This window comes from Microcoleus sp. CZ3-B2, from assembly GCF_036705055.1.
Classification (GTDB): domain Bacteria; phylum Cyanobacteriota; class Cyanobacteriia; order Cyanobacteriales; family Microcoleaceae; genus Microcoleus.
On the sequence record NZ_JAUBTN010000034.1, the window covers coordinates 22338 to 35749 of the forward strand.

General features: G+C 46.3%; 5 protein-coding genes. All 5 read right to left on the reverse strand.

The genetic code is table 11. From position 1 onward, the window contains the following. Window positions 1–46: 46 nt before the first annotated feature. Window positions 47–5803, reverse strand: coding sequence for a non-ribosomal peptide synthetase (locus QUA97_RS16520; RefSeq protein WP_333195234.1), 5757 nt, complete (start codon window positions 5801–5803; stop codon window positions 47–49). Beyond that, window positions 5800–9033: a non-ribosomal peptide synthetase gene (locus QUA97_RS16525; RefSeq protein WP_333195235.1), complete on the reverse strand. Its 3234-nt coding sequence runs from the start codon at window positions 9031–9033 to the stop codon at window positions 5800–5802. Before QUA97_RS16525 ends, QUA97_RS16520 begins: the two co-directional genes overlap by 4 nt. Window positions 9034–9055: 22 nt before the next feature. Continuing rightward, entirely contained in the window at window positions 9056–10105 is a 1050-nt protein-coding gene (locus QUA97_RS16530; protein ID WP_333195236.1) for a TauD/TfdA family dioxygenase, read from the reverse strand. Between the two features lie 64 nt (window positions 10106–10169). Next, on the reverse strand, window positions 10170–11720 hold the full coding sequence (locus tag QUA97_RS16535; protein ID WP_333195237.1) for a condensation domain-containing protein: 1551 nt from the start codon (window positions 11718–11720) through the stop codon (window positions 10170–10172). Continuing rightward, window positions 11707–13395 (reverse strand): pyridoxal-dependent aspartate 1-decarboxylase PanP, encoded by a 1689-nt coding sequence (gene panP, locus QUA97_RS16540; RefSeq protein ID WP_333195238.1) that lies wholly within the window; start codon window positions 13393–13395, stop codon window positions 11707–11709. Before panP ends, QUA97_RS16535 begins: the two co-directional genes overlap by 14 nt. Window positions 13396–13412: the final 17 nt, after the last annotated feature.

A 13412-nucleotide genomic window follows, 5' to 3' on the forward strand; every position in this document is an offset into this window, starting at 1 on the left:
ACTTTATTCTCGTTTCCAGGTTCTGCGTGGCAGAGATGAGAGGGAATTAAATTCCTAATTCAGGAATCATTTCGCCCATCGCTACAACAATTTTTCGCGAACCGATAAATGGATTGCGACTGTGAGCGACAAGCATATTATCTAGCATTAAGATGTCTCCTGCTTGCCAGGGAAAACTAACAGCAGCTTGCGCGTACACTGCTTGAATTTCTTCCATTACCGAATCTTCAATAGGAGTGCCGTCACCGTAATAGACATTGCGGGGGAGATTCTCTTCTCCAAAAACAGAGAGCAAGGAAGCGCGGGTTGCCGCATCTAAGCAGGAAATGTGGTGCAAGGGAAGTTGGTTAAAAAATACCATCTCTCCAGTTTTTTGGTGCTTGGCAATTGCGGGGCGAATTTTGCGAGTTCTCAAATTATTTCCTGCTTTCCACTCAAATTTCATCCCAGCTTGCCGGCAGTATTCCTCAACCACCGATTTGTCTTCCGTTTTGAAAAAATCTTTCCAGCTTACATCCAGTCCGTCTGTGTAGTTACGGACGTACATAATTTGCTTTTGGGCAAATTTTTCTCTGAGTTTCGGGTCTAGCAACTGGTAAATTTTACGGCAGTCAACAATCGGCGTTTCTCCGCCTTGTTGCGCTGGCTGAACGCAGAAAAACCAGATTTTCATCGGCCAGCGGTGCAGGTGCGAACTCTCGCTGTGAAACAAGATAGCTTGATCTGCGGGGTAAGGAGTTGAACCGTAAACTTTTGGGCTAACTCCTTCCCGGGGCAAATCCCCGTACTCCCCAAATAATTCAGGACAAATTGCGTGAGCAAACTGCTCGAAAGCAGAAACCACAGGCTCAATGAATCCTCGAAACAGAATTGCTCCGTGCTGTAGCAATTTTGCTTCTATCAATTCGCGGTTGTTCTTTGCCCAGTCTGCAAGATCGACATTGTTAATAGCGGGTTTGATGACTAAGGGGAATAGTTCCCCAGGCTGGAGAAGCTCGGTTTTTATCAATTCGCCTTCAGGCAGAGCAACCTCTTTCGGTTTAATGCTCTTAAACTTGCTAAAATTTAGTTTTTCGCGCTTTAGTTCTTGCATGGTTTGTTTTTGTTTTTCAGCTTCCGTGAGAATTTCCAAGTTTTTTAACCGAGTTTCTGGCTGCGCTACAATGCTGCTGAGGAGGGTTTCAAAGCGATTTGACATTTGCTCGATGGTGGCGCAGTCGAAAAGACCTGCATTATATTTCCAACTACCGGCAATTCCCCGCTCGGTTTCCCCCACGAAGAGAACTAAATCAAATTTGGCAATTTCGCTGTCAACTTCTATGGGAGTCAAAGTTAAATTGCCCAGCTTTAAAGCAGGCATCGGCATATTTTGCATGACGAATAAAACTTGAAAGATTGGTGTCTGATTTAGACTGCGATCGGGGCGCAATTCCTCCACTAATTTGTCGAAGGGTAAATCTTGATGAGCGTAGGCTTTTAAAGTGACTTCGCGCACCCTTGCGAGCAATTCGCAAAAAGTGGGATTGCCACTCAAATCAGTCCGCAAAACGAGGATATTGACAAAGAAGCCTATTAAAGCTTCTGTCTCAATTTGGGTGCGATTTGCCAGGTCTGTGCCGACAATGATGTCATCCTGATTTGTATAGCGATATAGCAGCGTTTCTAAAGCGGCTAGCATCGTCATAAATAGGGTGGCATTTTCTTGACGACTCAGCTTATTGAGGGCTTGCGAAAGGGTTGGGGAAAGCTGGAACGGTTGAAGGGCAGCCCGATAGGTAGAAACATTAGAGCGCGGTTGTTTGGTAGGCAGTTGCAGCACTGGCAAAGGATTGCCTAAGTGTTGCTTCCAATAGGCAAGTTTTGTTTCTAAAACTTCCCCAGAAAGCCAGTTTCGCTGCCAGACGGCATAATCGACGTATTGAAGGGGAAGTTCGGAAAGTGGGGAAGCTTTGCCAGCACAAAAAGCTTCGTAGAGTGCAGCCATTTCCCGCACTATTACCCCTAGGGACCAGCCATCTGCAACGATGTGATGAATGGTTAGCAATAATATAGATTCTGTCTCGTTTAACTGTAGCAAAGTGACGCGCATTAATGGCCATTTTGCTAAGTCAAAAGGTTGTCGCGCTTCTTCAAGAGCGAGTCGCATCGCTTCGGTTTCCCGCTGCGAGTGAGGGAATTCCTGCAAATCTATGACTGAAAGCGCGAAAGTCGGGGAGGAAATAATCGTTTGAATCGATCGCCCTTCCACTGTGTTAAAAATTGTCCGCAAGGCTTCGTGGCGATCGATAATTGTTTGGAAACTGCGCTGTAATGCTGTCACGTCGATCGCACCTTTCAAGCGCACGGCGGCTGGAATATTGTACGCTGGATCGCCCGGTTGCAATTGATCGACGAACCAGAGCCGCTGTTGTGCAAAGGAAAGGGGCAATTCTCCCTCCCGCGATGCGCGATCGATGGGGGGTGCTTTCAGTGTTTGCTCGGCGCGATATTGCAAGAGGCTTTCGGTGACAGTTGCGACGGTAGGCGATTCAAAAAGAGAGCGCAAAGGTACTTCAACTTGAAAAGCTTCTCGCAGGCGGGCGATCGCCTGAGTAGCCAGCAATGAATGACCTCCTAATTCAAAGAAGTTATCGTGAATGCCAACTCGCTCTAAACCGAGAACTTCCGCCCAAATTTCTGCTATTAATTGCTCCTCGGGAGTTCGAGGATCGGTAAAATTGCTCTCGAATTCCGCTGTGTTTGTGTCAGGTGCTCTTAGCGATCGCCGATCGATTTTTCCATTAGGCGTTAAAGGCATGGCTTCCAGCAGCACAAACGCTGACGGTATCATGTACTGCGGCAGTTTTTGTTTGAGAAAGACGCGCAAGTGATTAATAAATTCTGAATTCGTAGGAGCAGTGTCCCCCTGTCCGCCCCGGAGTGCTGAGTTAACAACGATATAAGCTACTAAACGCTTGTCGCCCGGATTGTCCTCTCGAACGAGTGCGATCGCTTCTCGCACGGCTGGGTATTGGCTGAGTACCGCTTCAATTTCGCCTAATTCGATGCGAAATCCGCGAACTTTCACCTGGTGGTCGCTGCGCCCCATAAATTCAATGTTTCCATCTGGGAGATAGCGAGCCAAGTCCCCGGTTTTATAGAGGCGTTCTGAAAGAATAAACGATGAAGAATTAAGGATGAATGAAGCATAAATTTCGTTCTTTGTAAAGGGGTTAGAAATAAACTTTTCTGCGGTTAGTTCCGGTCGGTTTAGGTAGCCTCTAGATAAGCCGGCACCGCCGATGTGCAGTTCGCCAAATACGCCAACGGGAACCGGCATTAAATAGCGGTCTAATATGAAAATTTGAGTGTTAGCGATCGGGCGACCGATGGAAACTGATTCATCTTTGCGATCGACCTGATAGAGAGTTGACCAGATAGTGGTTTCTGTAGGGCCGTATAAATTCCACACAGCAGCGCCACGCAAAAGCAACTGATTGGCGAGCTGTCGGGGTAAAGCTTCTCCCCCGCACAGTATTTTTAATTGATTGTTTCCCGGCCATCCTGCTGCTAAAAGCATTTTCCAACTGGCTGGAGTAGCTTGCATAATGCTTGTGCCAGAATTTGTTAATGTTTCTAACAGCTTTTCCCCGTTAGATGTTACTTCTCGGCTGGCTACAACGACGCGAGAACCTGTTGTAATAGGCAGGAACAGTTCCAGCGCTGCAATGTCAAAAGATAAGGATGTTACTGCTAGCCAAACATCGCCGTCTGCGATCGCGAGTTGTTGGCGCATAGAACTCAAGAAGTTAACGGCAGAGGCGTGGGAAATTTGCACTCCTTTGGGTTGACCTGTTGAGCCTGAAGTATAGATGACATAGGCTAAATTTGAGGAATTTTGTAAACCCACGACTGGCTCGTCGCAGCTCGATAGGCTTTCCCAATCTCCATCCATAAACACGATGGAGGCGGTGTTTTTTGGCAGGGTTTCTAATAGTTTTTGCTGAGTGAGTAATACTGAAATTTGCGCGTCTTCCAGCATGAATGCAAGGCGCTCTGGCGGATATGCTGGATCGAGGGGAACGTAAGCACCACCGGCTTTGAGGATGCCGAGAAGCCCTACCACCATGTCTAGGGAGCGATCGACATAAATTCCTACCAAAAATTCTGGATTGACACCAATTTTTTGCAAGTAACTTGCGAGGTTATTTGCTTTTTTGTTCAGATCCCGGTAAGTCAGATATTCATTTTCAAAGACGACAGCGATCGCATCTGGTGTCAGTTCTGCCTGGGCTTCAAATAGTTCATGTATGCACTTATCTTGCGGAAAATTAGATTGAGTATTGTTCCACTCGAACAGCAGTTGCTGCTGTTCAGGTTTTGTCAAGATTGGCAAATTTGAAAGGCGCTGTTCGGGATTGGTAGCTATACTTTCTAGTAAGGTAATAAAATGTCCGGCTATCCGTCGTGCAGTGCTAGCGTCAAACAAATCTTCGCTATACTCAAGCGTTCCATTAATACCCTCTAATCCTTCCTCCAGGTCAAGCGCTAAATCAAATCTCGCGGTTTTTCGTTCTATTTCTAAATTGCTCAACATCACTCCTGGCAATTTTATCTGCGGTGTCCGAACATTTCGCAGAGAGAACAACACCTGAAATAGCGGATTATGACTTAAATCTCGTTCGTGGTGTAGGATTTCTACCAGTTTCTCGAATGGTAAATCCTGGTGGTTATACGCGCCGAGAGCTACTTCTCGCACGCTAGCCAGTAACTCTTTAAAAGTTGGGTTGCTCGACAGATTGGTTCGGAAAACTAAAGTGTTAGCAAATAAGCCAATTAATTCCTCGATTTCGCGTCGGTTGCGGTTAGCAATGGGGGAGCCGACCAAAATATCTTCTTGCCCGGTGTAGCGATAAAGTAATGTTTTAAACGCTGCCAATAGGGTCATAAATAAAGTAGCTTTTTCCCGCTGGCTCAATTGGACGATTTCCTCTGCGATTGCCTTGGGAATAGTAAATTTATGCACCGCACCTCGGAAGGTTTGTACTGCCGAGCGGGGGCGATCTGTTGGCAAATTTAGTACAGGAAGATTGCCTCCGAGCTGTTTTTTCCAGTAAGCAAGCTGCGTCTCTAAAACTTCTCCTTGCAACCACTGGCGCTGCCAACTTGCAAAGTCTGCGTACTGTACCGACAGTTCGGGAAGGGGAGAAGGTTTGCCAGTGCAAAAGGCTTGATAAAACGTGACCAGTTCCTGAATGAATATTCCCATTGACCAGGCATCGAAAATGATGTGGTGCGTACTCAATAGCAGCACCCAGTTTGAATCGCTCAATTGCAGCAATTTGGCACGCAATAAGGGTGCTTGTGACAAATCGAAAGCTTGCTTTGCTTCTGCGGCGATCAACCGTTCAACTTCGCGAGATCGTTCAGTTTCAGGAAGCGATCGCAAATCTATTTCTAAAATTTTCAATTCCAGATTTGAAGCGATCGCCTGAATGGGTTGCCCATTTATTGTCTTAAAAGCCGTTCGCAAAACTTCATGACGCTTGACAAGTTCGTTGAGACTGCGATCGAGGGATCTCGCGTCGAGTGTGCCCGTCAAACGCACGCCGGCGACGATGTGATAGGTAAAGTTGCCGGGATTTAGTTGCTCAAAAAACCACAACCGCTGTTGAGCAAATGACAGAGGAAAAGTGTTAGAATCTCGACTTTGAGGCAGAATTTTTGCTAGCGAAACGCTTTCTTTTTTATGGTTGAGTCGCTGCAACAGCAACTCGCGCTTTTGGGGAGAAAGACCCGCGATGCGTTCAATTAAATCACTCATTTGCTGACTCCTTGCTGGGCGAGAATTTCCTGAATTTGTGCTTCTGAAAGTTGATCGAGGTCTGCTAACACCCTCGCTAGCATTTCACTGTCTGTTTGTTCGACTTGCTTTTGCGCGATCGCTACAGCAAAATCGGCGACAGTCGCAGACTCAAATAAACGGTGCAAAGGCAAATCGACCTGAAATGCTTGGCGCACTCTGGAAATTACTTGAGTGGCTAATAGGGAATGCCCTCCTAATTCAAAAAAGTTGTCGTAAATACCGACTTTTTCAAGTTTGAGAACTTCAGCCCAGATAGCGGCTAAAACTTCCTCGATATTTGTGCGAGGCGCGACAAAGTTTTCTGTCAACTCCGGCCGCATTTCGTCAGGTTCTGGGAGCGATCGCCAATCGATCTTTCCGTTAGGAGTTAAAGGCAAACTTTTGAGCGTTACAAAAGCCCAAGGCACCATGTAATCAGGCAATTTTGGCGCTAAAAAACGGCGAATTTCGCTGCTGCTTGGTGCTTGTTTCTGATTAGAAACTAAATAAGCCACCAGGCGCTTTTCACCAGGCACATCTTCCCGCGCCACCACTACAGCCTGCGCGATATCTGGATGCTGCCCTAACGCTGCTTCAATTTCTCCCAATTCAATGCGGAAGCCCCGGATTTTTACTTGATTGTCAATTCGCCCGATGAATTCGATGTTTCCGTCTGGCAAATAACGAGCCAAATCACCCGTTTTATAAAGATGTGCCTGCGCGTCAAATGGATGGCGAATAAATTTTTCTGCGGTCAATTCGGGGCGGTTGAGATAGCCCCGCGCCAGACTGCTGCCGCCGATGTGCAGTTCCCCAGGTACGCCTACTGGCACTGGCTGCAAATGGGAATCCAGTAGATAAATCTGGGTATTTGCTAGAGGTTGGCCGAGTGGAACTGTCTCGGAAATTCCTTTCAATTCCTCGCCATACACTTGATAGGTGAGTACGCCCACCGTCGCTTCTGTTGGCCCGTAGTGATTGAAAATAAGGCAATCTGGATTGATTTTACGAATCTTTTCAATCAATTCCCAGCTTGCAGCTTCACCGCCTAAAATTAGCCGTCTTCGTGGCAAAATAGATTCGGCGACAGAAGAAGTTAAAAGAGCAGCAAGGTGCGAGGGAACAATCTTGAGGCAATCGATAGAATGGCGGCGGAAATATTGGGCCAGTGCTTCTGGATCGGTGGCGCGTTCTTGGGATACTATATGGAGGCATCCACCCGAACAAAGTGCCGGGAAAATCGCTGTGTTTCCTAAGTCTGCGGCGAAGGTAGAAACGGTGGCAAAACTAGCACCTGATGGCAGGTTTAATCTTTCCTCAATAGCGTACAGGTAATTGAGCAGTTGCCGGTGTTCGATCGCTACTCCTTTGGGCGTGCCAGTGGAACCGGAAGTATAGATGACGTAAGCTAAATTGTCGGCAGAAACACGGGGCGTGTAAGTGGTACAAAGTGTGGGAATTTCTGTATCGATGCAAACAATATTTGCGTGAGTTTTCGGCAAGCTTTCGACGAGTTTCTGTTGCGTTAGCAGCACCTGCACTCGGGCATCTTCTAGCATCAGTGCCTTGCGATCTGCTGGGGTTGCTGGATCTATGGGTAAATACGCGGCACCTGCTTTGAGAATGCCCAGAATTCCCACAATTGTTTCTAAAGAACGATCGGCGCAAATGCCGACAATTGCCTCTGGTTCAACTCCCAATTTTTGCAGGTGATGGGCGAGTTTATTGGCGCGATCGTTGAGTTCTCGGTAGGTGATTTGTTCGCTTTCAGAGACGACGGCAATGCTGTCTGGTGTGCGTTCTGCTTGTTCTTCAAAAAGCTGGTGAACGCACTTGTCTGTCGGGTAATCTTTCTGGGTTTGGTTGAACTCGACGAGAAGCTGGTGGCGATCGCGATCGCTCAGTATATTTAATTGACTGATGGGTATTTGTGGATTTTTTAAGGCACTTTCTAACACAGCCTGGAAGTGTTGTGACAAGCGCTTGACATCTTCAGCTTCAAATAAAGCCGGATCGTAGCGAAACTCGGCGATTAAGCAATTGTCTCGTGAAAGGCAGGAAAGTTTAAGTTTGAAGGGCTCTACACAGGCATCTTGCCGATCGAGGAAAAATGAAACGCCCGACTCGCCATATTTCTCTGGCTTTGTTTCATACTCAAAGCAGATGGGCAAAAAAGCGTTACTTTTATCGGATTCTAGAGTTTCTTCCCAGGTGAAATATTCTTGCCAAGTGTGAATATCTTTGAGATTTAGCTCAACTTGCTGCCAAATTTGGGCAAAACTGAATTCGTCTTGCAAGTCGCAATTTAGCGGTAAATAGGTACTCAACAGCCCCAGCGATCGCTCTAATTCTTCATATTTCCTGCCGTTTCCAGTTACGCCGACGATCGGGTTTGGCTGTCTGGTAAGCCGCCAAATTAAAATTTGCCAGCAAGTCAGCAGGAATGTAGAAATATCGCTTTGGTGTTTTTGGGCGATCGCTTCCAATCTGTTCAACAAATCACCCCGAATTTCCACCCTTTCTACTAGCGGCTGAAATTCCGAAGCGGAATTCTGCTTTTCCCAAGGAAGCGTTAAGCAATCCAAAGATTCAAGATGCAGTTTGCGCCAGTATTCTTTGCCAATTGCCGTTTCTTCTGATTCGAGTAGCTCATTTTGCCACTCAGCAATATCGGCATATTGCATTGACTCATCAGAGAATTCTTCCCCGCGCCCACAAGCTGAGTAGGAGAGACTGAGTTCGCGGGTGAAATTTTTCAGGGTGGCACTATCTGCAATTAAGGCAGAGAAGTTCGCCAGCAATAGGTGCTTGTTTTCCCCCAAAGTTACTAAAGAGAGATGCCAAAGTGGGCCGCGCTCAAAATCAAAAGCAAGCAGGTTTAGTTGCTGAAAAAGCGCTTCAATTTTAGCTTCTTGTTCTTCGGGAGACAAACAAATCAGATTGTATTCCGAGATAGGAATTTCACCAGTGCGGGCGATCGCTTGCAGGGGTAGTGTCATCCCAGGCAAGCAGTGAAAGCTAGTCCGCAGGATTTCGTGCCGATTCACGACATTTTGCAGCGCACTTTTAAGAATCTCGCGATCGAGGTTTCCTGTAATTAAAATTGCACCTCGAACGCGATAGATCTGTTTAGGATTATTTTGCTGTAATTCCCACAGATGCCGTTGCTGTGGAGAGAGTCTAAACCCTTCGATTGTTTCGTTTTGCATTTCTAAAGTTCCTTTAATAAGCCTAAATATCTTGACAGCTAAACGGTTCTGCCATCCCGACAACAACTCGACGCGAACCAGAGAATGGGGTACGTCCGTGCGCGGTTAGCATATTATCTAGCAGCAAGACATCTCCTTCTTCCCAAGGGAAAACAGTTGTTGCTTGCTGATAGCAGCGACGAATTTCGTCTAATATAAAATCTTCAATGGGCGAGCCATCGCCGTAATAAGCATTGCGGGGTAAATCTTCCTGCTTAAAAGAAGTTAAAAGCTCTTTGCGAACGACGGGTTCGAGATTGGAAATGTGGAAGAGGTGAGCTTGATTAAACCACACCATTTCCTGCGTTTTTGGGTGCCGGGCGACAGCTTGACATATTTGCCGAGTTCTCAAGCGATCGCCACTTTTCCATTCTAACTCAATTCCCGCTTTTTGGCAATACTCTTCTACCTCAATTTTGCGATCGGTATTGAAGACATTTTGCCAGGATAAATCTACGCCACCGCCGTAATTTCGCACATACATAACTTTTTTTTGGGCAAACTTTTCTCTAATCTTTGAATCCAGGCTTTCAAACACTTTGCGGCTGTTAGCGATCGGAGTTTCTCCTCCTTGTTCGGCTTTTTTAACGCAGAAAAAAGCAATTTTTAGCGGCCAATTTCGAGAATAAGCCATTTCATTGTGCAGTGGGATGAATTGCTCGGCAGGATACTCGGTGGAAGTGTAGATATTTCCGCTCACTTGGCTACGGGGAGTTGAGCGAAAAGAATATTCCAACAAGTTGCCAGCAAGAGTTTGAATAAACTGCTCGAAACCATTCACACCGCCGACTTCAAAGCCTCGGAAAAGTATTCCTCCATGCTTCCATAACTGTGTTTCAATTGATGAGCGATTGTTCTGTGCCCAACCCGCGAGATTTAATTTTTCTACTGTTGGCTGAACAACTAGAGGTAGAAGGTTTTCGGGCTGGAGATAGGCGGTTTTGACTAATTCCTCTGAGGACAGGCTGACGGCTTTTCGCCTAACTGCTCCTAACTTTTGGGAATTGAGATTTTTTGTTTCTGTATTTGTCATAGTTTTTGCAAAATTGGTGAAAATTTTATTCATTTTTCTAGAAGAAATATGAGAGATTGAGCCATCATGTAAAACTGTTCATAACTTTGCGTTTAGCCATTTTTAATTTGTTAATCCCGGAACTATGAATTTGTTTTTCCTGCTCGATTTGGTGCTGCCTTTCGACTTCGGCAAGAATTTTAGCCAAGTTGTCTATCTTGATATCTGGCTGGATGACTACCTGGTTGAGGAGGGTTTGGAAACCTCTCACCATTCGGGCAATAGTCGCAGCCTCAAATAAGTCGGTTTTGTACTCAAATAAGCCTTGAATTCCTTCTGAAACCTCCCAGAGAGTGAGGCTTAAGTCGTGTCTCGACATACCGACATCGAATTCCAGAATGCTCAAGGTCAAATCGCCTAATTTCAGGGGGGGTATGGGTGCATTCTGGAGAACAAACCACACTTGAAATAGCGGGTTATAGCTGAGATTTCGCTCCGGCTGCAATTCCACGACGAGCTTTTCAAAAGGGACATCGGGGTGAGCGTAAGCTGCTAAGGCTACCTCGCGTGTTCGACGGAGTAGTTCGCGGAAAGTTGGATTCCCTGCCGTGTCAATTCGCAGCACTAAAGTATTGACAAAAAATCCAATTAGTTCCTCTAATTCAATGCGGTTGCGATTGGCAATGGGAGAGCCAATAGCGAGGTTATCCTGCTTTATGTGGCAGTATAGCAAGGATTTAAATGCTGCCAACAACGTCATAAATAGGGTGACATCTTGTTGCTGGGTAAGCGTTTTCAGCCTTTCAGTTAAAGAAGCAGAAATTACAAAAGATTGCTGCGACCCTCGAAAAGTTTGCACGGGAGAGCGCTGCTTATCTGTTGATAGCACAGCTAAAGTGCCTCCCAATTGCTGTTTCCAATAAGCGAGCTGCTTTTCTAATTTCTCTCCCTGGAAATGCTGCCGCTGCCAACTGGCGAAGTCGGCATACTGCACGGAAAGTTCAGGCAGTGGAGAGGGTTTGTCAGTGGAAAAAGCTTCATAAAGTGCGGCCACTTCTCGCACCAACACCCCCATAGACCAACCATCAGAAATAATGTGGTGTATCGTCAGCAGCAACACATATTCTGCCGCACCAAGTTGCAGGAGAGTGGCCCGCAGTAAGGGCGAGCGCGTTAAGTCAAAGGGGCGTTGGGCTTCTTCAAGAGTACGCTGCTCAATTTCAGCTTGCTGCTCAGTTTCTGGTAAATGTTGCAAGTTTACCACCGACAAAGCGAAATTTAAGGAAGAAGAAATCTGTTGGACAGGTTGCTCGTCTATTTCTGCAAAAGCAGTCCGTAAAACTTCGTGACGCCGGACAATTTCATTGAGTGTTTGTTGCAGTGCTGACAAATTCAATTGCCCTTGCAAACGCACAGCAGCAGGAAGGTTGTAGGCGGGGTTTTCGGGAGACAATAGATCGAGAAACCACAGCCGTTGCTGGGCAAAAGAAAGGGGAGCCGTATGTTGCTGCGATCGCCTGGGAATACGCTTAGATTGCTCAGCCTGTACTGCCTCTTTGCCCAATGCTTTGAGGAGGAGCGCTCGCTTCTGCGGCGAGAGGTTTTTCAGTCGTTCTGAACGATTAGTAGACATCATAATTCACCTCCTCGCAGTGGTCGCTGTTTGTGATAGTTAAGGAAAGGTTTGCTGCTATTTTTAGCTGGTCGTTTAAAACAAAATCGATATCTGCTTCAGTGGTGAGGGGGTTGGCAAGGACGACTCGAAAAGCAACAATGGGAATGGTTTTGCCATAACAGGTGTTTTGCACGGTTGTTCGCGATACGAAGGTGTAACCGGCTCGCCGCTGGGCCTCTTGAAGGCTCTCGTTAAATTGATTAATGAAGTGGTTGTCTGGTTCGGTTAGTTGTTTTTGGGCTGCTTTTTCCCTGAATGTTTCTGGAATGTAGCGGTATAAAAGAATATTAATTTCTGGTTCAAGCAGCAATTCAAAGGCTGGATTTTTCCGAATTAAATTGGCCAAGTGCTGCGTTTTATGGATGCCTCCATCTATCAAAAACTCATAGCCTTGATGGCCGATGATATTCAACGCCGCTTGTAAGAACAAACTCGCACCTGGTCGAGAGCCTTCGAGAGAGCGCTTGCCTAGATCGATCGAGTCTTTTCGCACCGTGTAGGGTGCGTGTTTTTCAATAACTTTGGCGGTTTGGGGATTGCGGAATAAAACCAGACCGATTCCCATTGGCAAATACATTTGTTTGTGTCCATCTATGGTGACGGAATCTGCTAGTTGAATGCCTGCTAATTTGTGCCGGTGACGTTGGGAAAAAAGCACGGGGCCGCCCCAAGCGGCATCGACGTGAAAGTGAGCGTTTGCTTCTTGGGCGATCGCCGCTATTTCTGGAAGCGGATCGATACTTCCCGAATCGGTGCTGCCTGCAATACCGATAATTGCCAGAATGTGCAGATTGCGATCGCGACATTCGGCTACAGTTTGGCGCAGCGCTGCCAAATCCATGCGGTGATTGGCATCGGTGGGGACTTTTAGGAGATTGCGATCGCCAATGCCTAATAAACCGGCAGCCTTTTCAAAAGAATAGTGCATCAAATTGGAGCCGATGATCACCATTCCCCTGTAGCCGTAAAACTCTAAAGCTGCGTACAACCCTTCTTTTTCAATGCCACTAAAGTTATTTTTTGGCCCTAAAGAAGCGTTGCGAGCACACCACAAAGCTGTGATATTAGCTAGGGTGCCGCCCGTTGTCATGATACCGAGCGTGCTGTCATTTTTTTGAATGTGCTGGTTATAAAAATCCTCAGAAAAATCGTAAATTAATCGGTGCATCATTGCCAAAGTCTGGCGCTCGCAGGGGCTTAAAACTTTGGCAGTTTCCATCTTGACTAAATTTTGATTCATCGCGATTAACAGCTTCGCGATCGGGCGCACAAAATAGGGAAGTGCGCTCGTCATGTGACCGATATATCGGGGGGAAGATGTGTGAATGGAATGGGCAACGAGGGTTTGGGTCAAATCATCGATATAATTTCCAACATCTGTAGGAAGGGCGGGAATTTTGTTTTCTCTAAACTCCTGAATAATTAACTCTAAGTCAATATCTGTACTAGCGGTTTTTGCGTACAAAAAGTCTTGAACTAGGGCAGAAATTCGCTCCTCCATTGCTTCTTCTGCCAAAAACGACTTTTCTGAAGCACTGAATAGCTCCATTAACTTTTCTTCAAGTGGGGTAACAGAGGCTTTTAATGGCTCCCTTACATCTTGAGAATCTTGGGGTCTTACTGTTTGTTGAATCATCCCGAATTACTCCTGTA